Raw genomic sequence first — 26675 nt, 5'->3', positions numbered from 1 at the left:
AGGCATTGGCGGCGGTGCGTGCAAGCACGCACCCTACGGGCGTCGCCAACGATGTGTAGGAAGGACCCCAACCGGGTGCCGCACGCGATTTGGCTAAAGCCAATTCGCTTTCGCGCACTCACGCTTAAGATGGATTAATTATCCATCTTAAGCGCGCTGATAAACGCTTCCTGCGGGATATCCACCTTCCCGAACTGCCGCATCTTCTTCTTGCCGGCCTTCTGCTTGTCCAGCAGCTTGCGCTTCCGGGTGGCGTCGCCGCCATAGCACTTGGCCGTCACGTCCTTGCGCAGCGCGGCGAGGGTTTCGCGGGCGATGACCTTGCCGCCGATGGCGGCCTGGATCGGGATCTTGAACATGTGGCGCGGGATCAGGTCCTTGAGCTTCTCGCACATCGCCCGGCCCCGCATCTCGGCCCGGTCGCGGTGGACCATCATCGACAGCGCGTCGACGGGTTCGTCGTTCACCAGGATCTGCATCTTGACGAGGTTGTCCTCGCGGTACCCCTCAAGCTGGTAATCGAAGGACGCATAGCCCTTGGTCACCGATTTCAGCCGGTCGTAGAAGTCGAAGACGACCTCGTTCAGCGGCAGGTCATAGACGGCCATGGCGCGGCCGCCGACGTAGGTGAGGTCCATCTGGATCCCCCGCCGGTCCTGGCAGAGCTTCAGCACGTCGCCCAGGTATTCGTCGGGCACCATGATGGTCGCCTTGATCCGCGGTTCCTCGATATGATCGACATGAGTCATGTCGGGCATGTCGGCGGGGTTGTGCAGGTCGATCTTCGACCCGTCGCGCATGTAGACGTGGTAGATCACCGAGGGCGCGGTGGTGATCAGTTCGATGTCATATTCACGCTCGATCCGGTCGCGGATGACCTCGAGGTGCAGCAACCCGAGGAAACCGCAGCGGAAGCCAAAGCCAAGCGCGGCCGAGGTCTCCATTTCATACGAAAACGAAGCGTCGTTCAGCGCCAGCTTCTCGATCGCGTCGCGCAGATCCTCGAATTCGGCGGAATCCACGGGGAAAAGGCCACAGAAGACGACCGGGATCGACGGTTTGAAGCCCGGCAGCGGTTTTTCGCAACCCTTCTTCTCGGTGGTGATCGTGTCGCCGACCTTGGTGTCGCGCACCTGCTTGATCTGTGCGGTCAGGAACCCGATCTCGCCCGGGCCCAGTTCGGTGACGTTCTGCATCGCGGGACGGAAGACGCCGATGCGGTCGACCTGGTACTTGGCGTCCGTCTGCATCATCTTGATCTGGTCGCCCTTTTTCAGGACGCCATCCATGATCCGCACCAGAACGACCACGCCGAGATAGGGGTCATACCAGCTGTCGACCAGCATCGCCTTGAGCGGCGCGTTGCGGTCGCCCTTGGGCGCGGGCAGCCGTTTGATGATCGCCTCGAGCGTTTCGGCAATGCCGATGCCCGACTTGGCCGAAACCAGCATGGCTTCGGAGGCGTCGATGCCGATCACGTCCTCGATCTGTTCCTTCACCCGTTCGGGTTCGGACGCAGGCAGGTCGATCTTGTTGAGGACGGGGACGATTTCATGATCCGCGTCGATCGCCTGATAGACGTTGGCCAGCGTCTGCGCCTCGACCCCCTGGGTCGAGTCGACGACCAGCAGCGATCCTTCGACCGCGCGCATGGACCGCGAGACCTCGTAGGCAAAGTCGACGTGTCCGGGGGTGTCGATCAGGTTCAGCACATAGGTGTCGCCGTCCTGCGCGATGTATTCGATCCGGACGGTGTTCGCCTTGATGGTGATCCCGCGTTCGCGCTCGATGTCCATCGCGTCGAGCAGCTGCTCTTTCATCTCGCGTTCCGAGACGGTGTTCGTCGATTGGATCAGACGGTCGGCCAGGGTGGATTTACCGTGGTCGATATGGGCAACGATTGAGAAGTTGCGGATATGTGCGAGATCGGTCATTCGCGCCAGATAGCAGAGGTTTCGCGCCCGTGGAAGATGGCATGAGCGGGCATGGTCACAGCAGCGGTCCGAACCCGTCGCGGCGTGGCCGCGAGAAGGCCTGCCCGGCCCGCTCTCTAACGCATTCGTGATCGGTCAAGCCCCCCGCCCGTCCTATCCTTGCCCCAAGACCAAACCCAGGGAGAGACGACCATGCTGACCCGACGCACGATCCTGCTGACCGGCGCCGCCGCTGCAGGCACCACGCTGATCCGCCCCTATGCCGCGATGGCCGAAAGCCACGCCGCCATGGCCGGCGACACCTACACCACCGCCAACGGAGAGATCGTGATCCACCCGGTCTCGCATGCCTCTTTCGTGATGGAGACCCCGGCGGGCGTGATCTACAACGATCCCGTCGGCGGCGCGGATCTCTACAAGGATTTCCCCGCCCCCGATCTGATCCTGATCACCCACCACCACGGCGACCACTACGACCAGCCGACGCTGGACGCGCTGTGGAACGACAACGTGACCATGGTCGCCAACCCGACGGTCTTCGACAAGCTGCCCGAAGAAATGAAGGCCAAGACGGCCTCGATGTCCAACGGCGACACCGGCGAGGCCCGCGGCCTGCCGATCGAGGCGATCCCCGCCTACAACCTGACCGAGGACCGGCTGCAGTATCACCCGCAGGGCCGCGACAACGGCTATATCCTGTCGGTCGACGGTCTGCGCGTCTACATCGCCGGCGACACCGAGGACATCCCCGAGATGCGCGCGCTGACCGACATCGACATCGCCTTCGTGCCCTTCAACCTGCCCTACACCATGGACGAGGCACAGGCCGCCAGCGCGGTGGCGGAATTCGCCCCCAAGGTCGTCTACCCCTACCACTACAAGGGCAGTGACGTCGGCAAGTTCGAAGCAGGCCTCAGCGCCGCCGGCAGCACGACCGAGGTTGTCGTCGGATCGTTCTACGGCCAGAGCGCCTGATCGCCCACGCTTCGTCGCAAAAAGGCCCGCCGACTGATCTGTCGGCGGGCCTTTCTGCGCTCGCATCTCTCGTCCAGGATACGCCGATCGGCGAACCCTTGCCGATGCGCTGCCCGCCTGTGGAAAACTTGATAAATCTTAACGAATTTGGTTTATTGCGGCTTGTGCGGAAACGGCAAAACGTCGACCGCAGATGGTTACCGTGAACGACCCGGGGCAAACCCGGACCTGGGACAAAGGCAGTAGAATGCGCATTCATCTTCTCGCGGCATCGGCCGCGCTTATCCTTTCCTCCGCCGCAGCCGAAGCAGGGCCGATCAGCCGCGCCTGCATGGCCTCTGACCGCAACGCCCGCAGCTATGCGCTGTGTGGTTGCCTGCAGCAGGTCGCCAACCGGACGCTGGACCGCAGCGACCAACGCCTGGCCGCCAAGATCTTCCGCAAGCCGCAGATGGCGCAGGACATCAAGATGTCGGGCAGTTCGTCGCAGAAGGCGTTCTGGCAGAAATACAAGGCCTTCGGCGCCAACGCGACGCAGACCTGCGCGTCGTGATCGCCTAGGCGCGCGTCAGACCGCGGGCGCAGGCCTCGATCAGGTCCAGCGCCCCGTCGAAATCGCGCGTGTAGTAGGGGTCGGGCACGTCTGACACGCCCCTTTCGGGGGCGTAATCCGTGAACAGCCGCACGGGCGTGGTGACGCCCGGTGGCCGCAACGCCTCGACCCCGCGCAGGTTCGCGCCGTCCATGCAAAGGATCAGGTCGAACCGCGTAAAGTCCGCCCGGTCGAACTGCCGTGCCCTGAGCGCCGACAGATCGTACCCCCGGGCCTTCGCCGCCGCCTGCATCGGGCCATAGGGCGGATCGCCCACGTGCCAGCCGCCGGTGCCACAGCTGTCCAGCGTCAGGTTGGGCGCCATGGCCCGCACCACCCCTTCGGCCGCCGGTGAGCGGCAGACATTTCCCAGACAGACAAAGAGGATGCGGGTCGGGTGGGCCATGCGCTATCCTGCCCCCGTACACCGAAAGGAGCAACCATGGACCACATCGTCATCCTGACCGGCGCGGGCATCTCCGCCGAAAGCGGCATGGGCACCTTTCGGGGCGCGGGCGGGCTGTGGGAAGACCGCCGCGTCGAAGAGGTCGCCACCCCCGAAGGATTCGCCCGCGATCCTGCGCTGGTCCACGCCTTCTACAACGCCCGCCGCCAGAAGGCCGCCACGGTCGCCCCGAACGCGGCCCACAAGGCGATCGCCCGGTTGCAGCGCGACTATCCCGGGCTGGTCACGCTGATCACCCAGAACGTCGATGCGCTGCATGAAAAGGGCGGCTCCGACCGCGTGATCCACATGCACGGGCATCTGGCCGGGGCGCTGTGTGCCGCCTGCGGCCACAGGTGGGAGGCCCCCGCCGAAATGCATCCCGGCCATGCCTGCCCGGTCTGCAACGCCCCCGCCGCCCGTCCCGATGTCGTCTGGTTCGGAGAGATGCCCTATCACATGGAGGAGATCTTCGAGGCCCTGGCAGGCTGCACGCTGTTCGCCGCCATCGGCACCTCGGGCAATGTCTATCCCGCCGCCGGCTTCGTGCAGGAGGCCGACCGCGCCGGCGCCCATACGGTCGAGATCAACCTGGAGCCCTCGGCGGTGGTGTCCGACTTCGCCGAAACGCGGTTCGGTCCGGCGACCCGGACTGTGCCCGACTGGGTCGACGAGGTCCTGGCGCGCGGCTGACCGCGCACCCCCCGGCGCGACACCGGGGTCCGATGGCTCAGTGCGACGGCGCTGTCTTCGAATGGTCCATCGCTCCGTGATCCATGGGATCCTGGCGTTCAAGATCCACGGGCACGTCGATGGTCATTTCGCCCGCCTTCTCGAACACCAGCGTGACCGGAAAGGTCATGCCCTGTTCGAAGGCCGTGGTCAGCCCCATGAACATCACGTGATCGCCCCCCCGCGCCAGGTTATGTTCGCCCCCGGCGGGCACGGCAAAGCCATCCCCGACCCGACGCATCTTCATCACGCCGTCATCGCCCGCGATATGGGTGTGCAGCTCGGCCCGCTTGGCCACGCCCGAACGCACGTCGATCAGCCGGTCATCATCGTCGCCGGTGTTCACCAGCGTCATGAAGGCCGCACCCGCCATGGCGGACGGCCCCGAAGACCGGGCATAGGCATCGCGGACCTCGATATCCGCCAGCGCGGCGGTCGCAAGCGACAGGGTGGACAGGGCGGCAAGGGCCGGGGTTCGTATACGCATGCTAAGTCCTTTGGATCTTGTGTCGGAAAATCGGGATCACGCCCATCCCGGCAGCCCCCGCGCCGCGCAAACCCCGACGCTGGCCGCCCCGACGGGCAAGGCCACCGAGGGTTCCGGCGCGGCATGGGCCGCCGCCTGCCCGGTCATCACGACCCGCAGGATCGTCAGCCACGGCAGGCCAGGATGTCGGATCACGCACATGACTGCGATCTATCCACGGCAAGGCCGGAAATAAAGTGTGACAAACGGAAACAGCCCCATCCGGTCACCCGGACGAGGCTGCGAAATCCGCGATCGAAAGGATCAGGCCTCGGCCTGGACCTTCGCGATTTCTTTTTTGACTTTCAGCGCGGCGGCGGACAGCTCGGCGTCCTTCGCCTTGGCCAGGAACTTGTCCAGGCCACCGCGGTGGTCCACGGTCCGCAGGGCTGCGGCGGAAATGCGCAGCTTGATGTTGCGGCCAAGCGCTTCAGAGCGCAGGGACACGTCATTCAGGTTCGGCAGAAACCGGCGACGGGTCTTGTTGTTGGCGTGGCTGACATTGTTGCCAGTCATCGGGCCTTTACCGGTCAGTTCGCAACGGCGCGACATGGGTCACTCCTCGTCTCATCTGTCGGGGCGAATGGTCGCGCCCAGGGTCGGAAAGCAAATGGGCACAGTCATGGACCGCGCCCCGAATTCAGTCCGGGCCTGATACGCCCCTATCCCCGACTCGTCAAGACCCGCCTCTCAGCTTTTCGCACTGGCGGAAAATCCCCTTCACCTTCCCGGAAATACTCCCGCCGGAGGCATCCGCACCCCGCCACCCAGACCACTGCCCGGATCAGCCGCGCAACCGTGCCAGCATCTCTTCCGCCGCCGCCGTGGCCGTCTTCTGCCCGCCCGCGACCGCCTCGGCCAGCCGGGCCATGTCGTCGCGCGCCTGCGCCGCGTTGAGCTGCGCCAGCAAGCCGTTCTTCACATCCTCGCGGAACCAGTACCGCGCCTGTTCGGCCCGTCGCCCGTCGAAATGCCCGGTCTCGCGCCGCCAGTCGCTCAGCGCCTGCATCTCGGCCCAGGCCTTTTCCAACCCGGTCTCCTCGACCGCCGACACCGTCATCGCCTTGGGAAACCCTTCGGGATCCTGCGGCCGCTTGCGCAGAAGCCGAAGCGCGCCGGCATAGTCCGCACAGGTGCGCGTCGCGGTGGATTTCAGCTCTCCATCCGCCTTGTTCACAAGGATCACGTCGGCCATCTCCATGATGCCACGCTTGACCCCCTGAAGCTCGTCACCCCCCGCAGGTGCCAGCAGCAGCAGGAACAGATCCGTCATCTCGGACACCATCGTCTCGGACTGGCCGACGCCCACGGTTTCCACCAGCACCACGTCAAACCCCGCCGCCTCGCACAGCGCCACCGCCTCGCGCGACCGGCGCGCCACGCCGCCCAGCTGCGTCTGCGAGGGCGAGGGCCGGATGAAGGCGTTCGGGTCGCGCGACAGCCGTTCCATCCGCGTCTTGTCCCCCAGGATCGACCCGCCCGACCGCGCCGAGGACGGATCGACCGCCAGCACCGCGACGCGCAGCCCCAGGCCGGTCAGCATCATGCCGAACGACTCGATGAAGGTCGACTTGCCGACGCCGGGGGTACCTGACAGCCCGATCCGAAGCGCCTGCGGCCCGTCCCGCCCGGCCAGCGCCTCGAGCAATTCGATCGCCTGCGCCCGGTGATCCGCCCGCCCTGATTCCACCAGCGTGATGGCCCGGGAAAGGCTGCGGCGGTCCCCGCCTGCGATCTTGTCGGCCAGTGCTGCGATATCCATGCGATCCCCCGTCAAACCGGGGTCTTGTATGCCCCGGGGTCATGGGCGCGGCAACCCGTCTGGGCGGGGTCGAGGCCTGCGCTCGGCATCAGGTTCGCCATGCTCATGCTAGACACCGGTCATGTGTCCCGCCCGGCGGATACGGCGGGCTGCGCCGCATTGACCGGCAGGTGTTTGCAAGCAAGCACCGAGAGGGGCCCGCCCCCGTCGCCATTGTCACTCGGACCAATGGCGCTCGAATGGCGACCGGCGCTTTCGCGCCACCCTCGGGCCGGTCGCTGCCCTCGTCAATACGATCAGCCGACATCTTACGGTGGCACCCCATCTGGCATCCCCACGTCCAATCCCCGATAAGACAACCATGACCCGCACGCCCCTGCCCATCGACGACACCCTGCCCGCCCTGATCGACGCCCTGCGCGATATGGGTCGCGCCGTGCTGCAGGCCCCGCCCGGCGCGGGCAAGACGACCCGGGTGCCGCTCGCCATGCTCGACGCGGACCTCACCGGGCAGAAGATCGTCATGCTGGAACCCCGCCGCCTTGCCGCCCGCGCCGCCGCCGACCGCATGGCCGCCACCCTGGGCGAAGAGACCGGCCAGACCGTCGGCTACCGCATCCGGGGCGAGGCGAAGACATCCAAGGCCACAAGGATCGAGGTCGTCACCGAAGGCATCCTGACCCGGATGATCCAGTCCGACCCGGAACTCACGGGCATCGGCGCGGTGATCTTTGACGAATTCCATGAACGCAGCCTGAACGCGGATCTGGGCCTCGCCCTCTGCCTCGAAATCGCGGGCGCCCTGCGCGACGACCTGATCCTGCTGGCCATGTCCGCCACGCTGGACGCCGCGCCGGTGGCGGCGCTGATGTCGGCGCCGATCCTGACATCCGAAGGCCGCGCCTTTCCGGTCGATATCCGCCACGCCGACCGCCCCGCCCCCAGGGACGCCAGGATCGACCAGATCACCGCCGATGCCGTGCTCGCGGCGCTCCCGGAAACCCAAGGCGGCGTCCTGGTCTTCCTGCCCGGCGAGGGCGAGATCCGCCGGACCGAGGCCCGCCTGAAGGACCGCCTGCCCAAGGACACCCACCTGCACACGCTCTTCGGGGCCATGCCCCTGCCCGCGCAACGGGCCGCCATCCGCCCGGCGGACACGGGCCGCAAGATCGTCCTCGCCACCTCCATCGCCCAAACATCCCTGACGATCGAAGATGTCCGGGTGGTGATCGACGCGGGCCGCGCCCGCCGCGCCCGGTTCGACCCCGGGTCGGGGATGTCACGGCTGGTCACCGAACGGGTCTCGAAGGCCGAGGCGACGCAACGCGCGGGCCGCGCGGGCCGGGTGGCCGAGGGCACCTGCTACAGGCTCTGGACCCGCGGCGAGGACGGCGCCCTGCCCGCCTTCGCCCCGCCCGAGATCGAGACCGCCGACCTCGCCCCCCTCGCCCTCGACCTGGCGCAATGGGGCGCCACGCCCGATGCGGTGCCGCTGCTGACGCCACCGAACCCCGGTACCTATGCCGAGGCCGTCACGCTGCTGACCGATCTGGGTGCGCTTGACGGTGGATTGATCACCGACCACGGTCGCGCGCTGGCCCGGCTGCCGACCCATCCGCGCCTGGCCAACATGCTGGCCCGCGCTGGCAGACAGGCGGCCACGCTCGCCGCCCTGCTGGCCGACCGCGATCCGCTGCCGCGCGGGGCGCCGACGGATCTCTCCCTCCGGATCGAGGCGCAGAGCGACCTGCGCCGCTACACCGACCGCCACCCATGGCAACCAGACCGCGGCGCGCTGAACCGGATCCGCGACGAAGCAAAACGCCTCAGCCGCCTCGCCCCTGACGCCCCCGAGATGCCGCTGGCAGAGATGGCCGCGCTGGCCTATCCTGACCGCATCGGGCAGCGCCGCAAGGGCGACCAGCCGCGCTATGTGCTGTCCGGCGGCAAGGGCGCGATCCTGCCCGAGGGCGACACGCTGGCCGCCGCCCCCTTCCTCGTCGCCACCGACCTGGACGGCGACCCGCGCGAGGCAAAGATCCGGCAGGCCGTCCAGATCAGCGCGACCGAAATCCGCGCCGCCTTTCCCGACCGCATCAAATGGATCGACACCTGCGACTGGTCGAAACGCGACCGACGCGTCATCGCCCGGCAACAGGAACGCCTTGGCGCCATCGCGCTGGACGACCGCCTGTGGAAGGACGCCCCGGAGGAAGCGATCGCGAAAGCCATGCTCGACGGTGTCCGAGACCTCGGCCTGACGATCAGTGACAAGGCCCGCCTCTTCCTCGCCCGCGCGCAGCTGGTCGGCCCGGACGCAGGTCTGCCCGCCTTCGACGACGACACGTTGATGGGTACGCTGGACGACTGGCTGCTGCCGCACTTGCGGGGCGTCAGGGACGCGGCCGGGTGGCGCAAGTTCGATATCCTGCCCGCGCTCAAGGCCCGGCTCGACTGGGGCCAGAGCCAGACGCTTAACCGGCTGGCCCCCGCGCAGTTCACCACGCCGCTTGGGCGGCAGATCGCGATCGACTATGCCTCGGACCCGCCGGAAATCGCGCTGCGCCTGCAGGAAATGTTCGGCCAGACAGTGCACCCGATGGTTGGCCGCACGCCACTGAAGGTCACGCTGCTGTCCCCCGCAGGCCGCCCGATCCAGACGACAGCCGACCTGCCCGGCTTCTGGTCCGGCTCCTACGCCGATGTGCGCAAGGACATGCGCGCGCAATACCCCAAGCACCCCTGGCCCGAGGATCCGACCCAGGCCGATCCGACCCTGCGCGCCAAACCCCGCAAGGGCTGACAGGGGCAGACAGCCCGGCCCGTCTTCTTCTGGTCAAAAATACCTCGGGAGGGTGAGGCGCAGAGCGCCGAGGGAGGGCAGCGCCCTCCCTACCCCATGATGCTCAGGCGCCGAGGCACCAGCGCATGACGGCCTTCTGGGCATGCAGCCGGTTTTCGGCCTCGTCAAAGATCACCGACTGCGGGCCGTCCATGACCGACGAGGTCACCTCTTCCTCACGGTGCGCGGGCAGGCAATGCATGAACAGCGCGTCCTTGCCCGCGGCCTCCATCAGGCGATCATTCACCTGGTAGGCCCGCAGCAGGTTGTGGCGACGTTCGCGCGACGACTGCGCATCGTGCATCGACACCCAGGTATCCGCAACGACCAGGTCTGCGCCGTCCACGCCCTTCCAGGGGTCGCGCTGGATGGTGAAATCGACCCCCGCCTCGCGCGCCATGTCGACGAATTCGCGGTCGGGATCCAGCTGTTGCGGGCCGCAGAAGGTCAGCGAGAAATCGAACTGCTGCGCCGCATGCAGGAACGAGGCAAAGACGTTGTTGCCGTCGCCCATCCAGACCACCTTCTTGCCTGCGATCGACCCGCGGTGTTCCTCGAAGGTCAGGATGTCGGCCATGATCTGGCAGGGGTGCGTGCGGTCGGTCAGCCCGTTGATGACGGGAACCGAGGCATATTCGGACATCTCGTACAGGACATCTTCGTCGAAGGTCCGGATCATGATCATGTCGACATAGCGCGACAGCACCCGGGCGGTGTCGGCGATCGTCTCGCCATGGCCCAGCTGCATGTCCTGGCCCGACAGAACCATGGTCTGGCCACCCATCTGGCGCACGCCCACGTCAAAGGACACCCGCGTCCGGGTCGAGGGCTTTTCGAAGATCAGCGCGACCATGCGGCCGTCCAGCGGCAGTTCGTCATCCGGCGCGCCCTTGGGACGGCCGGCGCGGGCGTCCTTCATGGTGCGGGCCTGATCAATCATGCCGCGCAGGTCGGATTTGTCGGTCGTGTGGATATCAAGGAAATGGTTCATCGCGTCGGTCCTTCGGCGGGCGGGGAAAGGGGCTCTGCCCCTGCCGATCCGTGCGGGGCACGGATCGGCAACCCCGGAGTATTTCTGGAAAGGTGAAGATCAGGCCGAGGCCATGCGCTTCGCGGTCCGGTCCAGACGGTCGATGGCTTCGGCGATCTCGTCCTCGGACAGGGTCAGCGCGGGCAACAGACGCACGACGTTGTCGGCGGCGGGAACCGTGATCAGCTCTTCGGCGTAGCCTGCCTTGACGAAATCGACCGGGGCGACCTTGGTCCTCAGACCCAGCATGAAGCCCTGGCCGCGCACCTCTTCGAAGATCTCGGGGTTGTCGGCGACAAGGCCCTCGAGCTTCTGGCGCAGGGCCGAGGCCTTGCGGCGCACCCCGTCCAGGAACCCGTCTTCGGTGATCGCGCGCACCACGGCGAGGCCCACGGCACAGCCAAGCGGGTTGCCACCGTAGGTCGATCCATGCGTGCCCGCGACCATGCCCGAAGCCGCGTCTTCGGTGGCCAGCACCGCGCCAAGCGGGAAGCCGCCGCCGATGCCCTTGGCCACCAGCATGACATCAGGCGTCACGCCCGCCCATTCATGCGCGAACAGCCGACCCGTGCGGCCCATGCCGCACTGGATCTCGTCGAAGATCAGCAGCGTGCCGGTGTCGTCGCAGATCTGGCGCAGCGCCTTCATGTGATCGTCGGGCAGCACGTGGATGCCGCCTTCGCCCTGGATCGGTTCGATCAGGATCGCGGCGGTCTTGTCGGTCACGGCGGCCTTCAGCGCGTCGAGATCGCCGAAGGGCAGCTGTTTGAACCCCGGAAGCAGCGGCCCGAAGCCCTTGACCATCTTTTCCGTCGGCGCGGCGGCGATGGCGGCCGAGGACCGGCCATGGAAGGCGCCGGTGAAGGTAATGATCTCGACCCGGTCGGGCTGGCCCTTTTCGTACCAGTACTTGCGGACCATCTTGACGCCCAGCTCGGTCGACTCGGTGCCCGAATTGGTAAAGAAGACCGTGTCGGCAAAGGTGGCATCGACCAGCGCATCGGCCAGCGCCTGCTGCTGCGGGATCTCGTAGAGGTTCGACACATGCCAGAGTTTCTGCGCCTGGTCGGTCAGGGCATTCACCACGATCGGGTTGGAATGGCCCAGCGCGGCGACGGCGATGCCCGAGCCGAGATCGAGGAATCGGCGGCCGTCCTCCTCGATCAGCCAGGAGCCTTCGCCCTTCACGAAATGAAGCGGCGCACGGGAATAGGTCGGCAGAACGGACGGGATCATCGCGTTATCCTCTGATTGGGAAGCCCTGAGGAAGCATAGCCCTCGGGGAAAAGTCAACAATATGGGAAATGAACAGGCGGGCGGGACGTCAGGCGCGGAGGCGTCGGCGTCGGATCTGTGCGATATGGGCCAGCTTGGTCATGCGCAGGGCATAGCCTGCGCGCGCCGGGCTGTGAAGCGGAATTCGTGATCGGCCCCCGTGGGGTGGCGGGTCGTGGCGCGGGTGCATCACGCCGCCCGTCCCGACGCCTGTCCCGATGCCTGTCCCGATGCCTGTCACGCCTTGTCGGCGTCCGGGTCGGTGGCGATGTCGGGATCATTGTAACTGGCGGGGTCGTAGTCATCGGGGTCGTAGGCGGTATCGTCCTCACCGATGCCGGTGACATGGGTCGTCCCGGTGTCTTCGTCGTAGACCAGCCCGTAGGTCGCCCGCCCGTCGGACTTGTAGCGCAGGTATTCGTGGATCCCGGCATAGACGAAGGCCAGGGCAAAGGGGGTCAGTATGACGGCTGCGATCAACTGGGCAGAGATGGCGGCACCTTTTGCTTGTTTCGACAGGTCGTGCGGAACGGGCCCGGCACGACGGGTGCCCCATCAGATGATGCAAACGGCGTATCTGTCAATCCGGGCGGGGCCGTGGCCGCCTGCTGGCGCGCGCTATTCGGTGGCCGCAGGGGCCGTGTCACCGGGGGTCGTGTCGCCGGGGGTCGCGGCGGCCTCGCCCTCTTCGGCCGGCAGCGCGCCGTTGATCCATTCGCCGCTTTCGGTTTCCCCAGAGGCATAGGTCATCACGCCCTGGCCCTGGCGGCGTCCGGCTTCGAAGAAGCCTTCGTAGCGGTCGCCGTTGGCGTAGGTAGCCACGCCTTCGCCGGTGATCTCGCCCGCTTTCCAGCCGCCGGTGTAGGTGAAGCCGTCGGGCATGGTGATGGTGCCCTGCCCGTCGCGTTCGCCAGCCACGAAATCGCCTTCGTAGACCGTGCCATCGGGATAGGTCGCACGGCCCTTGCCCTGCCGTTCGCCGCCGACCCACGCGCCCTCGTAGCGGTAGCCGTCGGGGTAGGTCATCACGCCGAAGCCTTCGTTCTGCGCCGCGACAAAATCGCCCTCGTAGGTCAGGCCGTTGGGATAGGTGGCGATGCCTTTGCCGTCGATCAGCCCATCGCTCCAGCCGCCGTCATAGGTCGCGCCGTCGGGATAGGTGATCTTGCCCTGACCATTGGCCAGGTCATCGGTGAAGGCGCCTTCGTAGATCGACCCGTCGGGATAGGTGACCCGGCCCATGCCTTCGATCTTTCCGTTCACCCAGTCGCCCGAATAGACATAGCCGTCGGTGCCGGTAAAGCGCCCCTTGCCGTGGCGCATGTCGTCCGAAAAATCGCCCTCGTAGACATCGCCATTGGCATAGGTGACCTTGCCGCGCCCTTCGCGCCGCCCTTCGACCAGGGCACCTTCGTAGATGTCGCCGTTGGGTTGCGTCAGCGTGCCGATGCCGTCGATCTGGCCATTCGCCCAGGTGCCTTCGTAGATCAGCCCGTCGGGCATGGTCAGCTTGCCCTGCCCCTCGCGCGCGCCGCGCACAATCTGGCCGACATAGATCGCGCCGTCAGGATAGGTGATCGTGCCCTCACCTTCCTTGACGCCGTTGACCCAGTCGCCATCGTAGATATAGCCGCCCGGCGCGGTCATCACGCCGCGCCCGTGGTGCATGGCGTTGAAGAACTCGCCTTCGTAGGTGGTGTCGTTGGCATAATGCGCCACGCCGCGCCCGTTGATCTTGCCCTCGTCCCAGTCACCTTCGTAGGTGCCGCCGTCGGAGAAGGTGATCTTGCCCACGCCCTGCGGCTTGCCCTTGGAGAATTCGCCCTCGTAGACCGATCCGTTCGGGAACTTGGCGATGCCGCGGCCGCGGATCTCGCCCTCGACCCAGTCGCCCGAATATTCATAGCCATTGGGCAGGGTGTAGGTGCCGGTGCCGTGCTGCAACCCATCCTTGAAGGTGCCTTCATAGACGCCGCCGTCGTCGTACTGCTTGGTCTGCACCTGCTGCGCCAGCGCAGCGGTGGTCAGCACAAGCGTCAGGGCCGCGCCGGACAGAAGGGATCCAAGGGTCTTTTGCATCATGGTCATCAACTCTCCCACGGTCCGCAGTTAGGGCAAACCGGACCGCGGAAAACCTAGACGCCACCACATCGCGCCGCAATGCCTTTCGCCCAATTCGCCTTTCCCTCACGCAGACGTGCCGCTAAGCAGGCGCAAGGACAGACGAAAAGGCCCGCCATGACCGACCGTTTCCGCATCACCCTGGCCCAGCTGAACCCGACCGTGGGCGATCTTTCCGGCAATGCCGCCAAGGCGCGTGACGCCTGGGCGCAAGGCAAGGCCGCCGACGCCCACCTGGTCGCCCTGCCCGAGATGTTCATCACCGGCTACCAGACGCAGGACCTGATCGAGAAACCGGTGTTCCACCAGGCCGCCATCGCCGCGATCGAAGCGCTGGCGACGGACTGTGCCGACGGCCCCGCGCTGGCGATCGGCGGCCCGGCGCTGGAGGGCGCGGGCCTTTATAACGCCTACTACATCCTGTCGAAGGGCAAGATCACCAGCCGGGTGCTCAAGCACAACCTGCCGAACGAGACGGTCTTTGACGAGGTGCGGCTTTACGACAGCGGGCCGCTCGGCGGGCCCTATTCGGTCGGCAACACGCGCATCGGATCGCCGATCTGCGAAGACGCCTGGCACGCGGAGGTGCCGGAAACCCTGGCCGAGACCGGGGCCGAATTCCTGCTGGTGCCCAATGGATCGCCCTACTATCGCGGCAAGCTGGACATGCGGATGAACCAGATGGTGGCGCGCGTGGTCGAAACCGGCCTGCCACTGATCTATCTGAACATGGTGGGCGGCCAGGACGACCAGGTCTTCGACGGCGCCACCTTCGGCCTGAACCCGGGCGGTGAGCTGGCCTTCATCCTGCCCCCCTTCGACGAAGAGATCCGGCAGATCGACCTGACGCGCGGGCCCGAAGGCTGGCGGATCGAGCCGGGCGAAAAGGCGCACCAGCCCGACGAATGGGAACAGGACTATCGCTGCATGGTCGAATCCCTGCGCGATTACTGCGGCAAGACCGGGTTCAAGAAGGTACTGCTGGGTCTGTCGGGCGGGATCGACAGCGCCATCGTCGCGACCATCGCCGCAGACGCGCTTGGCCCCGACAACGTGCGCTGCGTCATGCTGCCGTCGGAATACACCTCGGACCACTCGCTCGAGGACGCCAAGGCCTGCGCCGAGGCACTTGGCTGCCGCTATGACTTTGTCCCGATCGCCGCCGGAAGGCAGGCGATCACCGCAACCCTCGCACCGCTTTTCGAAGGGACCGAGCCCGACCTTACGGAAGAAAACATCCAGTCCCGCCTGCGCGGGCTGCTGCTGATGGCGCTGTCGAACAAGTTCGGGGAAATGCTGCTGACCACCGGCAACAAGTCCGAGGTCGCGGTCGGCTATGCCACGATCTATGGCGACATGGCGGGCGGCTACAACCCGATCAAGGATCTCTACAAGACGCGCGTCTTCGAACAGTGCCGCTGGCGCAACGTCAATCACCGCGACTGGATGATGGGCCCCGAGGGCGAGGTCATCCCCGACCGCATCATCACCAAGCCGCCGTCCGCCGAACTGCGCCCCGACCAGAAGGACAGCGACTCGCTCCCCGACTACCCAGTGCTGGACGGGCTGCTTGAACTGCTGGTCGACCGTGACGCCTCGATCGCGGATTGCGTGGCGGCGGGCTATGCCCACGACGATGCCAAGAAGGTCGAGCGGCTGATTTATCTCAGCGAATACAAACGCTTCCAGTCCGCACCCGGCACACGCCTGACCAAGAGCGCCTTCTGGCTGGACCGCCGCTATCCGATCGTCAATCGCTGGCGCGACGGCTAGGCGTCCTGTCCCGGCAGATAGCTGAGGCAGACGACGCTGTCGCTGACCTGCTTCATGCCGTTGAAACGCAGCCGGGGCAGCGGGCCGCGAAAGAACGGTTGCCCCTGCCCAAGCACACCGGGATGGAAATACAGCCGGTATTCGTCGATCAGCCCCATCTGGCCCAGGCTGTGGGCCAGGGTCGGTCCGGACACGTCGATCTCGCCCTCCACCCGGCCCTTCAGATCGCGCACGAAGGGTTCCAGATCACCTGAGATCAGTTCCGCGCCCGGCCCGACCGAGCTCAGCGATTGCGACGCGACCCAGACGGGCTGCGCGCGCCAGGCCTTGGCAAAGGCATGCTCGGCCGCTGACCAGGCGGGATCGTCGACCTCCCAATAGCGCATCAGCTGGTAGACACGGCTGCCATAGAGGCTGCCCGAGATGCGGCCTGCGTAATCGATCCAGTGCTGGAACAGCACCGGGTCCGGCGCAGCTTCCTCGTGATCGACGTAGCCGTCGAGCGACAGGTTCATTGCGAAGACAAGGCGGGCCATGGAAGCCTCCGTTCTGGGGGCGGATACGCGCCCGGCACGATCATGGCGGGTCCGGGGTGACTCGCCAAGCGATACCCGCTGACACGGGGAACAGGACCGGCTAGGGTCCGCCCATGCCGCGCCTGCTGATCGTCTATCATTCCCGCACCCAGGGCACCCGCCAGATGGCCGAGGCCGCCTGTCACGCCGCGCGCGCCGAGGTCGAGACGACCTTGCTGACCGCCGCCGAGGCCGGGCCGGACGACCTTCTGGCGCATGACGGGTACCTCTTTGCCGCGCCGGAAAACCTGGCCGCGATCGCAGGCGTCATGAAGGATTTCTACGACCGCAGCTATTACCCGGTGCTGGGCCGGATCGAGGGCCGACCCTATGCCCAGATGGTCTGTGCCGGGTCGGATGGCGACAACGCCGCCCGCCAGACTGCCCGCATCGCCAAGGGATGGCGCCTGCGCGAGGTCCAGCCGCCGCTGATCATCTGCACCCACGCCCAGACGCCCGAGGCGATTTTGGCGGAAAAGGTGATCCCCGACGCCGATCTTGAACGATGCAGGGAGCTGGGAGCCGCGCTTGGCGCGGGTCTGGCCATGGGCGCGTTCTGACCGGGCACGGCGTTAGACGGGTACGACCGCCAGACCGGATACGACCATCAGACCGGGTTCGACCGTCAGATCGGGCAAAATCGTCATAGCGGGCACATCCGTTAGAGCGAACACAACCGCCAGACCGGACACAACCGTCAGGGCGAACACAACTGTCAGACTGGGTACAACCGTCACATTGGGCACGACCGTCAGGCCCGGCTCGACCGTCAGGCCCGACACGACCGTCAGACCGTCAGACCGTTGATATGCGGCCGATCCAGCTAAAACATACGCCGTAAGCCATCAGGAATATCCAGCGGCACTCTCACATCGAACCGCCTCCACCCCGACCGGGCCTATGGGGTTATTCCCACCACCGATCGATCCGGGCGATATCCTCGTCCGACCATCCGAAATGGTGCGCGAACTCGTGGACCACGACATGGGCGATCAGGTCGTCCAGCTCCACATCGCCACGGTCGCGCCATTCGGCCAGAATGGGGGCGCGGAAAATCCAGACGGTGTCCGGCTCTCCGCCCGCGTCCCACAGGTGCTTTTCGGTAAGCGGCACCCCCTCGTACAGTCCGGTCAGGTCAAGCGGGTCACCGATCCCCAGCCCATCCAGCATCTCGGTCTCGGGCAGTTCGGCCACGCACAGCCGGACGGCCTCGGCATGGGCGCGAAACGCCTCGGGCAGCTGCGTGATCGCCTGTCGCGCCACGCGGGCAAAATCGTTTAGCGTCGGATCGGTCATCCGCCGGATATGGACTTGCCGACCTGTCCCGGCAAGCCCCGTACCTGTGGCGGATGTCAGATCGACACGCGCATCCCGATCCGGTCCTGCACCAGCCCGGCGACCCGCTGGATGCCCGCATCGACCGATGCCCCCTGCGCCTGATCGGCCCGCAGCGCATCCACGGCATCCAGCAGCACATCGTCCCGGGCCGCGCGGGCGACCCCGCTCAGGAACTGGGTGACGTAGCCGACGGTTGCGCTGTCGGCAGGCTTGCCAAGCGTATCGGCCACCGCCGCCATGTCATCGCGATAGGCCACGGCATCCGGCGACACCTCGTCGGGATCGACCACGCGTGGCCCGGACGGGCGCCTCTCTTCGGGGACATGGCGCAGGATTTCGGCCTGGAAGGCGGCCATCTTGCGCACCGGTTTCGCCAGGAACCCGTCGGCCCCGGCATCAATCGCAGCCGCTTCCCAATCCTCGTCGCCCGAGGTTGCGATCAGCACATCGACCCGCGGCGTTGCCCCGTCCATCTCACGGATAAGATCCAGCCCGGATCCGTCCGGCAGGCCGACGTCGACGATCAGGACCGTCGGGCGATAGACCTGCAGATGGCGCCGCGCCGAGGCCAGGCAATCCGCGCGCCGGATCCGCGCGCCGGACCGGATGCACATCAGGCGCACCGCTTCGCTGGCGTATCGGCTGTCTTCGACCACCAGGATCGTCATCCCAAGAAGCGGCCGCGTGGCCGTGGGTACGTGATCGCGTGGCAGATAATCCTTGTCGTCCATCCCGGTCTCCTTTCTGGAATGAGCCCTTGCGACCAACTCTACCGCCGCGAATCTCAAAAGGTCGTTAACGGACCGCGTCGCCCTGCCACGCTTGCGCGATCCGCCCCCGCGACGCATAAATCGCCAAAACCTGAAGGAGACCTGCCATGATCGGCCGCCTGAACCACGTCGCCATCGCCGTCCCGGACCTGACCGCCGCCGCCGACCAGTACCGCAACGCCCTTGGCGCCAAGGTCGGTGACCCGCAGGACGAACCCGATCACGGCGTCACCGTGATCTTCATCGAACTGCCCAACACCAAGATCGAACTGCTCTATCCCTTGGGCGAAAACTCTCCGATCCAGGGGTTTCTCGACAAGAACCCCTCGGGCGGCATCCACCATGTCTGCTACGAGGTCGACGACATCATCGCCGCCCGCGACCACCTGAAATCCACCGGCGCGCGGGTGCTGGGCGATGGCAATCCCAAGATCGGCGCTCATGGCAAGCCGGTGCTGTTCCTGCACCCCAAGGACTTCAACGGCTGCCTCGTGGAACTGGAGCAGGTCTGATGGGACCGACCTCCGCCCTCGTCCTCTTCGCAGTGATCTGGTTCATGACCCTGCTCGTGATCGCGCCGATCCGGCTCAAGACGCAGCAGGACCTGGGCAAGGTCACCCCCGGCACCCAGTCCGGCGCGCCCGAGGTCCATCACCTGAAAGCAAAGCTCTGGATCACGACCGGGATCTCGGTCGTGCTTTTCGTCATCATCGCAGGCATCATCCTGTCGGGCTGGATCACGGTCCAGGATCTGGACTGGTTCAACCGCATGGAAGACGCCTATCCCGACAACTGAACTCGCTCCGGCCCCGAACCGACGGAGCCGGATGCTGCGTCAGGCGCGACGACGCCGCGCAACGAAGCCAAGCCCGCCAAGAGCCGCAAGAATCAGCGGAAGGGTCGCCGGCAGCGGCACCACGGTCGTCTCTGACCCAAAGTCCGGAGCGGTGACCGAGATCGCGTTGACCTGGAACGTCTCACCCAAGGTCTGCTTGGCGATCAGCAGCGACAGCGCATTGGTCCGGTCAAACGGGTTCGTGGTCGACCCGGAATAGCTGTTACCGAGAATGTCGAGCGCGATCTCCGTCGCTCCGTCGGCCAGCGTCCAGTTGACGGTAAAGTCGAAGGACCCGCCGATGGAAGTCTGAGGATTGTTGCCAAGATTGACCAAGGTCTGCATCTGGACCGACCCGTCCGAGGTGGCATCATAGTTGGAAAAGGTCGCAAAGCCGTCGACATGGGGTAGGATCGAGACGTAGTTCAGACCGTCCCACAGGCCGATGGAGAAATCGAAGTCGTCGCTCGTGCGCGTGACGTTCAGCGTCGCGCTGACCGTCTGGGTCGCGTCGCCGACGGCAATTGAACCGGCGTCCAGCAGGTCCCAACGTATCAGGATCGGATTCACGACCGTCCCGGTGTCGAAGAAGAGCGATGAGCCGACGCTGGTCGGCGCCTGGTTGGGGAAGGACACTCCGGTTTCCGTCAGGAGGCCAGTTCCCGTCCGGTTGATGGTCCCCGCGTATGCCGACGTGGCTGCGGCGATCAGAATGGCTGCGGCCGAGGCCGTGCGGCAGAGGAAAGTCATCAGTACATTCCTTCGAAATTGGCGCGATACATCGGCAGAATGTCACCCGAAACATCCAGTGGGGCAAGTGAGAGGTTGACGTAACGGAAGGATTTTGACGGCATTTCGGGCACATTGTTTCCTGCCCGACCAGAATTGGACCGGACGCCCGGCCATTGTTTCCAATCCGCCGGGATCCGGTCCGCCCGGCCGGACCGCGCGGGGGCCAGCCGAATCCGGCACCACCCGCCTGAATCCCCGAGCTTCTTCTGGTCCCAAATACCTCGGGGGGCGGCGCGTCAGCGCCGAGGGGGGCAGAGCCCCCCCCGTCTGCCTACCGTCGCTCCAGCCGGTGGAAGATGTGGGTAAAGGTCGCCGCGCCGATGATCGGGATCAGCAGGTTGACCAGAGGCACCGACAGCGGCATCGCCATCAGAACGCCCGCGATCCAGATGGTCAGCATGTGCCGCTGCCGCAGCTCTTTCGCCTTTTCGCGCCCCACGCGGCGCATCGCCGCCAGGGTAAAGTACTCACGCCCCAGCAGAAACCCGTTCATCCCCCAGAAGATGAACAGCGCCAGCGGCGCGAAGAAGGCATAGAGGATCAGCGCCAGAAGGTTGGCAACGATGATCACCCCCAGAAAGCTGATGGTGTCGACCACGGCTTCCAGAAACGGTGTTTTCGGGGCCGGCGGCAGGGCTGGATAATGCACCGCCTCGACCGCGTCGGCCACGTCTTCAAGGAACATCGAGGTGATCGCCGAGGCGACAGGAACCATCAGGAAGACCGACAGGATCAGCATCACCCCGACCGAGGACCAGGTCAGCAGGTCCTTCAGCCAGGTCACCTGACCGATCAGCGGCAGGGTCGCCTCTTCGCCGACGCTCCATTGCAGAAAGCCAAGGAAGGCGGCGGTGACCGCGACCAGCAGCGCCACCGTCAGCACAAGCCCCAGCAACAGCACCCGGCGGAACCGGGGATCGCCCAGCTGGCCGAGCGCCGCGAAGAACGACGACAGGATTACGCCGAGAGCCACGTCGTCAGCTCCGTCACCTGGGGCCGGGGGCGTTCCGTGGGCGCGGTGGCGAAGGATCCGATGTGGACGATGCCCGCAACGGTTTCATCGGCACCAAGGCCCAGCCCGTCCTCGACAAATCCACGATCAAAGGAAATCCAGCCGGACACCCAGCCCGCCCCCCAGCCCGAGGCCAGCGCGGCATTGACGAGGCCGAGGCAGACCGCCCCCGCCGACAGCGTCTGTTCCCGGTAGGGCACCTTTTCCGCCGCGACGGGGCGTTCGACGATCACCACGGCCAGGTTGCCGCGATCGAACTGGCCGCGCCCCTTGGCGATGCCCTCGTCGTCCTTGCCAAGCGCCCGCGCCCGGGCCTCGGCCAGATCGGCCAGCCGCGCCATCGCGGGCTTTTCCACGACGATGAACCGCCAGGGCGTCAGCGCGCCATGATCGGGCGAGCGTGCAGCATAGGTCAGAAGCTCCTCGACCTCGGCCCGGTCGGGCACGGGGGCGGTCAGGACCTTGGGCGAATGCGACCGGCGGGTGGCAAGAAAGTCGAGGGCGGCCTGGTTCTTTTCGGGCATGGGATCTCCGGTTTGCTTTGGCTTATGTCGGCCCTGACACCCCCCGGGTCAAGGCCTGCCAAACCCGCCTGTGCAGCCCGTTCAACCGCCTCACTTCGCGAAATATTCCGCCATCCCTCCGATCAGCCCGCTGTAGAAGGCATCGACCTGCGGATTGGGCTGGCGGGCCGCGACCGTGGCCGCCATCGGGTCCTCGGCAATGCAGTCCGAGCCCGACAGCACCTCAAGCACGCGGTGACCGCAGAAGGGCACGTAGGCCTCGGAATAGCCGCCCTCGTGCACCAGGAGAAGCCGACCGTCGCACAGCCGTTCGGCCGCACGTTTGACCCGGGCGGTCATCTCTCCGAACGTCTCGGCGGTGCAGAGCATCCGGGCGATCGGGTCGAAAATGCCCGCATCGAAACCGCAGGCGACGATGATCACGTCGGGCTCGTACCGGTCGAGCGCGGGCAGCACGATCCGGTCCATCGCCTCGAGATAGCCGACATGGCCGACGCCCGGCGGCAGCGGGATGTTCATGTTGTAGCCGTCGCCCTTGCCCTTGCCGCGGGCCGTGGCGCTACCGGTGTCCAGCGGATAGTTGTGTTCCTGGTGGATCGAGATCGTCAGCACATCGTCGCGGTCATAGTAGATGTGTTCCGTGCCATTGCCGTGGTGCACGTCCCAGTCGACCACCGCGACCCGGCCCGCCAGCCCCTTGGCCTTCGCGGATTCGATGGCGATGGCGATATTGGCCAGCAGGCAGAAGCCGTTGGGCCAGTCGGGCAGGCAATGGTGCCCCGGCGGACGCGACAGGGCATAGGCGTTGTCGACATTGCCCGCCATGACGTCCAGCAGGGCCTGCGTGGCCAGCCCCGCCGACAGCGCGGCGATCTCGTACCCGTCCTTGGCAAAAGGGGTGCGCAGGCCAAGTTCCCCGCCACCCGCATCCGACAGCGCCTTGAATTCATCGAGATACGAGGCCGGGTGCACCCGCAACAGATCGTCCCGGCTGGCCGGTTTGGCCGAGGTCATGACCAGGTCTTTGGTGATCCCGGTGACCTCCATCAGGTTGCGCAACCGGCGCTTCGTTTCAGGACTTTCCGGCAATCCGCCCGCGGCCAGCGGCTGCACCAGACCGCCAAGCGGCATGGTCAGCGCATAGTTCCCGCCCGCGTGCCAAAAGCAGCGTTCGTCCCAGTAGAAGCCGGTTGACATGGGCGATCCTCCTTCGTTCCCTTGCCGGACTTTGGCCCGCCCCGCCCCGCACTGCAAGCCACCCGCGAAAGACCGTCATGCCCCGCGATCCGTCCCGCGACCTGCCCGATCTTGGCGACCTGGCCCGTCCGGGTGCCGAGATCACGCTGCGGGTCACGCCCCGCGCGGCCCGCAACCGCATCACCCGGGAGGGCGACGAGATCCGCGTCTACACCACCACCCCGCCCGAGGATGGGCGCGCCAATGCGGCGGTGGCGCGGATGCTGGCCAAGGCCCTGGGCGTGCCAAAGACCAGCCTCACCCTGATCCGGGGCCAGACCAGCCGTGACAAGACTTTTCGGATCGCGGATTAGTCGGTCTTGGATGGGACCAGCGTATAGCTGCCCTCGGGCAGGTTCATCGCCGCCGCCAGGTCGCGCAGCTGCGCCATCGACAGGGTGATCTTCTGCGTCACATCCAGCCGCGCGTCGTATTGTTCGACCGTGACGCATTCTTCGAAGGCGTTGATGACAACGTCTTCCTGAAGCGGTGCGCCCCCGTCGTCGACAAGGGTGATGAGGGTGGAATCAAATTCGTGCTCGATGGTGAACATGGGCCGAGCCTAGAGCGCGAAGGCCGGGCGGCGCAAGCGATCGGGGGCCGGGCGATGAACTCTTGCTGAACTTCGCGGCATGACCGCCATGCCTGCTTGCGCAGGGGGCGAAAAAGCCGCTAGGTCAGGGACAAGGGGGCAGATCATGCGCATGACCACGACACTTCGGACCATCCTTCTGCCTGCCCTGCTGGCCCTTGCGGCCTGCGACGTGCCGATGCCCACCACCATCGCCCCGACCACGCAAAGCAGCGCGGCACAGGTGCCCCCGACCGCTGCCGCTGCCGCCGACCGGTTCGTCCGCGTCGCCGAACGCATCGAACCCGCCGCCGAAGCCGCCTGTCGCCGCGAGGCCGGGGATCTGAACTGCGATTTCCTGATCCTCGTCGACGACAGCCCGGATGCACCGATCAACGCCTTCCAGATGCGCGATGACAGTGGCCGCCCGCTGTTGATCGTCACCGTCCCGATGATCACCTACGTGCGCAACGATGACGAAATGGCCTTTGTGCTGGCCCATGAGGCCGCGCACCACATCGCGCGCCACCTTGATCGACGGCAGGAAGCCACCCGGGCCAGCGCCCTGATCTTCGCCACGGCTGCCGCCAGAACCGGCGTGTCCGGGTCTGCCGTCGAATCCGCCGCCCGCTTCGGCGCGGTCCTGGGGTCGCGCGCCTATGCCAAGGATTACGAGCTTGAGGCCGATGCCCGAGGTGCCCGGATCGCCCGCGCCGCCGGTTTCGATGCCATCAACGGCGCGCGCTATTTCGAACGCTCGCCCGATCCGGGCAACCGGTTCCTCGGCACCCATCCGCCGAACTCCAACCGGGTCGAGGCCGTCCGCGCCGCGCTGCGCTGACCATTTGATCCGGATCAAGGTGGCCGGGCCTGTCGCCCGCTAGACCTGCTGGTGAACAACCGCAGGAGCCACCATGTCCCCCCTGGGCCCCATCACTGACCACCTGGACCTCGTGCGGCGCATGGCCCGCGCGACAAAGACCGATCTTGGCGCCGCGATGCAGGATGGCACGCTGACCAGCGATAGCTGGGCCACGATGGTCACCAACTGTCGCGGCTGCGCCGGCCCCGGCGCCTGCAGCGCGCGTCTGTCGACGCTTGAGCTGGCCGACGGCGTGGCCCCTGCCCCCGATTATTGCCGCAACCGCGCGACCTTTGACCGGCTTGGCCGTCAGGGCGCCTGATCACGAAGGACAGAACCATGGGATTTTTCGACCGACTCGCCAGTCAGGAACCGCTGATGCAGGGCATGGCCCAACGGATGGGCGTGGATTTTGCCGACTGGATCGGTCGCGATCCGCAGCGGGCGGGCGATTACCGGACCGCCGTGCTGACCTGTGCCGGGTGCAAGGCCGGGGACGCCTGCCGAGGCTGGCAGGCCGATCACGCCACAGCCGCAGATGCCCCCGCCTTCTGCCGCAACCGGCACCTGCTGGCCACCCTGCGGGACGCCTGAACCCGGGATACCGGCCCGGAGACCCGCAGCCGTTCGGGGGAATGCCGCTGCAGGGTCAGATCCGGGACCGGTCCGACGCCGGTGCATCGCCGAGGGGACGATGTACCGGCGTCAAACATCAGCGGGTGTCAGACTCGACGCCCCCAGAGATCGTATTCGCTGGCCTCGTCCACCTCGACCGTCACGAAATCCCCGGGCGCAAGGCCTTCGGTGACTTCGTCGATGAAGAGATTTCCGTCGATCTCGGGCGCATCGGCCTTGGTCCGGCATGTGGCGATGCCGTCTTCGTCGATCTCGTCCACGATGACCTGCTGAAGGGTGCCCACCTTGGCGGCCAGCTTGGCCTCGGAAATGGCCTGCGCCTTTTCCATGAAGCGGTCCCAACGGTCCTGCTTGACCTCGGGATCCACGTGATCGGGCAGATCGTTCGACCGGGCCCCGGCGACGTTTTCGTACTGGAAGCAGCCGACGCGATCCAGCTGCGCTTCGTCCAGCCAATCCAGAAGCGTCTGGAATTCCGCCTCCGTCTCGCCGGGGTAGCCGACGATGAAGGTCGAGCGCAGGGTGATGTCGGGGCAGATGTCACGCCATTCGGCGATCCGGTCCAGCGTCTTTTCCGCCGCCGCCGGACGGGCCATCCGGCGCAGGGTGTCGGGATGGGCGTGTTGGAACGGAATGTCGAGATATGGTAAAATACCCCCGTCATTCATGAGGGGGATCAGGTCTTTTACGTGCGGATATGGATAGACATAGTGCAACCGCACCCAGGCACCCAGCTGCCCCAACTCGCGCGCAAGGTCGGTCACATGGGCCCGCACCTCGCGGTCCTTCCAGGGGCTGGTGTCGTGCTTGCGGTCCACCCCGTAGGCCGAGGTATCCTGTGAGATCACCAGCAGTTCGCGCACCCCGGCCTCGACCAGTTTCTCGGCCTCGCGCAGCACGGCGTGCACGGGGCGCGAGGACAGGCGCCCGCGCATGTCGGGGATGATGCAGAACTTGCACTTGTGATTGCAGCCCTCGGAGATCTTCAGATAGCTGAAGTGGCGCGGCGTCAGGCTGACGGCGCTGGCGGGCAGCAGGTCGATGAACGGATCGGGCGCGGGCGGCACGGCCCCATGCACCGCGTCCAGCACCTGTTCGTACTGATGCGGCCCGGTCACGGCCAGCACCTTGGGGTGCACGCCGGTGATGTATTCGGGCTCGGCCCCGAGACAGCCGGTCACGATGACCTTGCCGTTTTCCTTCAGCGCCTCGCCGATCGCGCCCAGGCTTTCGGCCTTGGCGCTGTCCAGGAAGCCACAGGTGTTCACGATCACCGCGTCCGCCCCCGCATAATCGGGCGAAATCGCATAGCCTTCGGCCCGCAGCCGCGTCAGGATGCGTTCGCTGTCGACAAGCGCCTTCGGACACCCGAGAGACACCATGCCGATCGACGGCTGACCTTCCCTTCGTGCCTCGTCAAAGCGGGGCGCGGGCGCAAGGTCGGGGCGGAGGTTTGGTGGATTCTGGGACATAGAGCCGCCTATACGCCCTTGGCCGCGTTTTGCAACTGTCCTGCC

The 26675-nt window shown here is 66.2% G+C and carries 32 protein-coding genes; 12 read left to right on the top strand and 20 right to left on the bottom strand.

Features of this window, described 5'->3' with window-relative positions:
* Positions 1 to 134 precede the first annotated feature (134 nt).
* Positions 135 to 1934 (bottom strand): translation elongation factor 4, encoded by a 1800-nt coding sequence (gene lepA / locus E4S58_RS14680; RefSeq protein WP_136637204.1) that lies wholly within the window; start codon positions 1932 to 1934, stop codon positions 135 to 137.
* 192 nt (positions 1935 to 2126) lie between these two features.
* Here lepA and E4S58_RS14675 point away from each other — a divergent pair, with 192 nt between their 5' ends.
* Both E4S58_RS14675 and E4S58_RS14670 read left to right on the top strand, forming a co-directional pair.
* Positions 2127 to 2909: an MBL fold metallo-hydrolase gene (locus E4S58_RS14675; protein ID WP_136637203.1), complete on the top strand. Its 783-nt coding sequence runs from the start codon at positions 2127 to 2129 to the stop codon at positions 2907 to 2909.
* 247 nt (positions 2910 to 3156) lie between these two features.
* The gene (locus E4S58_RS14670) at positions 3157 to 3462 is read left to right on the top strand and encodes a hypothetical protein (protein WP_136637202.1); all 306 of its coding nucleotides are present in this window, start codon (positions 3157 to 3159) and stop codon (positions 3460 to 3462) included.
* Between the two features lie 4 nt (positions 3463 to 3466).
* Here E4S58_RS14670 and E4S58_RS14665 read toward each other — a convergent pair whose 3' ends face one another.
* A complete protein-coding gene (locus tag E4S58_RS14665; RefSeq protein WP_136637201.1) occupies positions 3467 to 3907 on the bottom strand; it encodes a low molecular weight protein-tyrosine-phosphatase in 441 nt (146 codons plus the stop codon).
* A 36-nt stretch (positions 3908 to 3943) separates the two neighbouring features.
* Here E4S58_RS14665 and E4S58_RS14660 point away from each other — a divergent pair, with 36 nt between their 5' ends.
* Positions 3944 to 4639 carry an NAD-dependent deacylase gene (locus E4S58_RS14660; RefSeq protein ID WP_136637200.1) on the top strand — a complete coding sequence of 232 codons (696 nt, stop codon included), beginning with the start codon at positions 3944 to 3946 and terminating at the stop codon, positions 4637 to 4639.
* Positions 4640 to 4676: 37 nt separating this feature from the next.
* On the opposite strand, the gene E4S58_RS14655 is transcribed toward E4S58_RS14660, so the two are convergent.
* From E4S58_RS14655 to meaB, 4 genes are all read right to left on the bottom strand, one after another.
* A complete protein-coding gene (locus E4S58_RS14655) occupies positions 4677 to 5165 on the bottom strand; it encodes a copper chaperone PCu(A)C (protein WP_136637199.1) in 489 nt (162 codons plus the stop codon).
* Positions 5166 to 5201: 36 nt separating this feature from the next.
* Complete coding sequence (locus tag E4S58_RS17925; protein ID WP_169052678.1) at positions 5202 to 5360, bottom strand: hypothetical protein; 159 nt, start codon at positions 5358 to 5360, stop codon at positions 5202 to 5204.
* 108 nt (positions 5361 to 5468) lie between these two features.
* On the bottom strand, positions 5469 to 5756 hold the full coding sequence (gene rpmB, locus E4S58_RS14650; protein ID WP_136637198.1) for a 50S ribosomal protein L28: 288 nt from the start codon (positions 5754 to 5756) through the stop codon (positions 5469 to 5471).
* Between the two features lie 232 nt (positions 5757 to 5988).
* Positions 5989 to 6966 (bottom strand): methylmalonyl Co-A mutase-associated GTPase MeaB, encoded by a 978-nt coding sequence (meaB, locus tag E4S58_RS14645; RefSeq protein ID WP_136637197.1) that lies wholly within the window; start codon positions 6964 to 6966, stop codon positions 5989 to 5991.
* 361 nt (positions 6967 to 7327) lie between these two features.
* Here meaB and hrpB point away from each other — a divergent pair, with 361 nt between their 5' ends.
* Positions 7328 to 9769: an ATP-dependent helicase HrpB gene (hrpB, locus tag E4S58_RS14640; RefSeq protein ID WP_136637196.1), complete on the top strand. Its 2442-nt coding sequence runs from the start codon at positions 7328 to 7330 to the stop codon at positions 9767 to 9769.
* A gap of 103 nt (positions 9770 to 9872) precedes the next feature.
* Here the strand turns inward: hrpB and argF are convergent, their stop codons facing one another.
* The 4 genes from argF to E4S58_RS14620 all read right to left on the bottom strand — a co-directional run bounded on the left by argF (position 9873) and on the right by E4S58_RS14620 (position 14201).
* Positions 9873 to 10799: an ornithine carbamoyltransferase gene (gene argF / locus E4S58_RS14635; protein ID WP_136637195.1), complete on the bottom strand. Its 927-nt coding sequence runs from the start codon at positions 10797 to 10799 to the stop codon at positions 9873 to 9875.
* A 99-nt stretch (positions 10800 to 10898) separates the two neighbouring features.
* Positions 10899 to 12074 carry an aspartate aminotransferase family protein gene (locus E4S58_RS14630; protein ID WP_136637194.1) on the bottom strand — a complete coding sequence of 392 codons (1176 nt, stop codon included), beginning with the start codon at positions 12072 to 12074 and terminating at the stop codon, positions 10899 to 10901.
* Positions 12075 to 12350: 276 nt separating this feature from the next.
* The gene (locus tag E4S58_RS14625; RefSeq protein ID WP_420821285.1) at positions 12351 to 12593 is read right to left on the bottom strand and encodes a hypothetical protein; all 243 of its coding nucleotides are present in this window, start codon (positions 12591 to 12593) and stop codon (positions 12351 to 12353) included.
* A gap of 138 nt (positions 12594 to 12731) precedes the next feature.
* Entirely contained in the window at positions 12732 to 14201 is a 1470-nt protein-coding gene (locus E4S58_RS14620) for an MORN repeat-containing protein (RefSeq protein ID WP_420821284.1), read from the bottom strand.
* A gap of 150 nt (positions 14202 to 14351) precedes the next feature.
* On the opposite strand from E4S58_RS14620, the gene E4S58_RS14615 reads away from it, so the two are divergent.
* Positions 14352 to 16007, top strand: coding sequence for an NAD+ synthase (locus tag E4S58_RS14615; protein ID WP_136637192.1), 1656 nt, complete (start codon positions 14352 to 14354; stop codon positions 16005 to 16007).
* Here the strand turns inward: E4S58_RS14615 and E4S58_RS14610 are convergent.
* Positions 16004 to 16543 (bottom strand): dihydrofolate reductase family protein, encoded by a 540-nt coding sequence (locus E4S58_RS14610; RefSeq protein ID WP_136637191.1) that lies wholly within the window; start codon positions 16541 to 16543, stop codon positions 16004 to 16006. The two genes, E4S58_RS14615 and E4S58_RS14610, sit on opposite strands and share 4 nt — an antisense overlap.
* A 113-nt stretch (positions 16544 to 16656) precedes the next feature.
* Here E4S58_RS14610 and E4S58_RS14605 point away from each other — a divergent pair, with 113 nt between their 5' ends.
* Positions 16657 to 17142 carry a flavodoxin family protein gene (locus E4S58_RS14605; RefSeq protein ID WP_136637190.1) on the top strand — a complete coding sequence of 162 codons (486 nt, stop codon included), beginning with the start codon at positions 16657 to 16659 and terminating at the stop codon, positions 17140 to 17142.
* Positions 17143 to 17154: 12 nt separating this feature from the next.
* Here E4S58_RS14605 and E4S58_RS14600 read toward each other — a convergent pair whose 3' ends face one another.
* The 3 genes from E4S58_RS14600 to E4S58_RS14590 all read right to left on the bottom strand — a co-directional run bounded on the left by E4S58_RS14600 (position 17155) and on the right by E4S58_RS14590 (position 18651).
* The gene (locus E4S58_RS14600; RefSeq protein WP_136637189.1) at positions 17155 to 17364 is read right to left on the bottom strand and encodes a hypothetical protein; all 210 of its coding nucleotides are present in this window, start codon (positions 17362 to 17364) and stop codon (positions 17155 to 17157) included.
* 124 nt (positions 17365 to 17488) lie between these two features.
* On the bottom strand, positions 17489 to 17878 hold the full coding sequence (locus E4S58_RS14595) for a metallopeptidase family protein (RefSeq protein ID WP_136637188.1): 390 nt from the start codon (positions 17876 to 17878) through the stop codon (positions 17489 to 17491).
* A gap of 56 nt (positions 17879 to 17934) precedes the next feature.
* Entirely contained in the window at positions 17935 to 18651 is a 717-nt protein-coding gene (locus tag E4S58_RS14590) for a response regulator (RefSeq protein WP_136637187.1), read from the bottom strand.
* Between the two features lie 146 nt (positions 18652 to 18797).
* On the opposite strand from E4S58_RS14590, the gene mce reads away from it, so the two are divergent.
* The gene (gene mce / locus E4S58_RS14585; RefSeq protein WP_136637186.1) at positions 18798 to 19202 is read left to right on the top strand and encodes a methylmalonyl-CoA epimerase; all 405 of its coding nucleotides are present in this window, start codon (positions 18798 to 18800) and stop codon (positions 19200 to 19202) included.
* Entirely contained in the window at positions 19202 to 19486 is a 285-nt protein-coding gene (locus E4S58_RS14580; protein WP_136637185.1) for a DUF1467 family protein, read from the top strand. Before mce ends, E4S58_RS14580 begins: the two co-directional genes overlap by 1 nt.
* 39 nt (positions 19487 to 19525) lie before the next feature.
* Here the strand turns inward: E4S58_RS14580 and E4S58_RS14575 are convergent, their stop codons facing one another.
* The 4 genes from E4S58_RS14575 to E4S58_RS14560 all read right to left on the bottom strand — a co-directional run bounded on the left by E4S58_RS14575 (position 19526) and on the right by E4S58_RS14560 (position 23050).
* Positions 19526 to 20275 (bottom strand): VPLPA-CTERM sorting domain-containing protein, encoded by a 750-nt coding sequence (locus tag E4S58_RS14575; protein ID WP_136637184.1) that lies wholly within the window; start codon positions 20273 to 20275, stop codon positions 19526 to 19528.
* A gap of 313 nt (positions 20276 to 20588) precedes the next feature.
* The gene (locus E4S58_RS14570; RefSeq protein ID WP_136637183.1) at positions 20589 to 21290 is read right to left on the bottom strand and encodes an EI24 domain-containing protein; all 702 of its coding nucleotides are present in this window, start codon (positions 21288 to 21290) and stop codon (positions 20589 to 20591) included.
* The gene (locus tag E4S58_RS14565) at positions 21275 to 21853 is read right to left on the bottom strand and encodes a nitroreductase family protein (protein WP_136637182.1); all 579 of its coding nucleotides are present in this window, start codon (positions 21851 to 21853) and stop codon (positions 21275 to 21277) included. The genes E4S58_RS14570 and E4S58_RS14565 overlap by 16 nt, the downstream gene beginning before the upstream one ends.
* A gap of 90 nt (positions 21854 to 21943) precedes the next feature.
* Positions 21944 to 23050 carry a class II histone deacetylase gene (locus E4S58_RS14560; RefSeq protein ID WP_136637181.1) on the bottom strand — a complete coding sequence of 369 codons (1107 nt, stop codon included), beginning with the start codon at positions 23048 to 23050 and terminating at the stop codon, positions 21944 to 21946.
* A 77-nt stretch (positions 23051 to 23127) separates the two neighbouring features.
* Here E4S58_RS14560 and E4S58_RS14555 point away from each other — a divergent pair, with 77 nt between their 5' ends.
* Positions 23128 to 23403, top strand: coding sequence for a DUF167 domain-containing protein (locus tag E4S58_RS14555; RefSeq protein ID WP_136637180.1), 276 nt, complete (start codon positions 23128 to 23130; stop codon positions 23401 to 23403).
* On the opposite strand, the gene E4S58_RS14550 is transcribed toward E4S58_RS14555, so the two are convergent.
* Positions 23400 to 23642, bottom strand: coding sequence for a hypothetical protein (locus tag E4S58_RS14550; protein WP_136637179.1), 243 nt, complete (start codon positions 23640 to 23642; stop codon positions 23400 to 23402). The genes E4S58_RS14555 and E4S58_RS14550 overlap by 4 nt on opposite strands.
* Before the next feature lie 151 nt (positions 23643 to 23793).
* Here E4S58_RS14550 and E4S58_RS14545 point away from each other — a divergent pair, with 151 nt between their 5' ends.
* The 3 genes from E4S58_RS14545 (at position 23794) to E4S58_RS14535 (ending at position 25116) form a co-directional block, all read left to right on the top strand.
* Complete coding sequence (locus E4S58_RS14545) at positions 23794 to 24501, top strand: M48 family metalloprotease (RefSeq protein WP_136637178.1); 708 nt, start codon at positions 23794 to 23796, stop codon at positions 24499 to 24501.
* A gap of 73 nt (positions 24502 to 24574) precedes the next feature.
* Positions 24575 to 24844, top strand: a complete 270-nt coding sequence (locus E4S58_RS14540; protein WP_136637177.1) for a DUF6455 family protein — start codon at positions 24575 to 24577, stop codon at positions 24842 to 24844.
* A 17-nt stretch (positions 24845 to 24861) separates the two neighbouring features.
* A complete protein-coding gene (locus E4S58_RS14535) occupies positions 24862 to 25116 on the top strand; it encodes a DUF6455 family protein (protein ID WP_136637176.1) in 255 nt (84 codons plus the stop codon).
* 128 nt (positions 25117 to 25244) lie between these two features.
* Here the strand turns inward: E4S58_RS14535 and rimO are convergent, their stop codons facing one another.
* Positions 25245 to 26630: a 30S ribosomal protein S12 methylthiotransferase RimO gene (gene rimO, locus E4S58_RS14530; protein ID WP_136637175.1), complete on the bottom strand. Its 1386-nt coding sequence runs from the start codon at positions 26628 to 26630 to the stop codon at positions 25245 to 25247.
* Positions 26631 to 26675: the final 45 nt, after the last annotated feature.

Source organism: Pseudooceanicola onchidii (assembly GCF_004959925.1).
Lineage (GTDB): Bacteria > Pseudomonadota > Alphaproteobacteria > Rhodobacterales > Rhodobacteraceae > Pseudooceanicola > Pseudooceanicola onchidii.
Note: the sequence above shows the minus strand (reverse complement) of the source record. Positions and strands in the feature narration are given on the sequence as shown.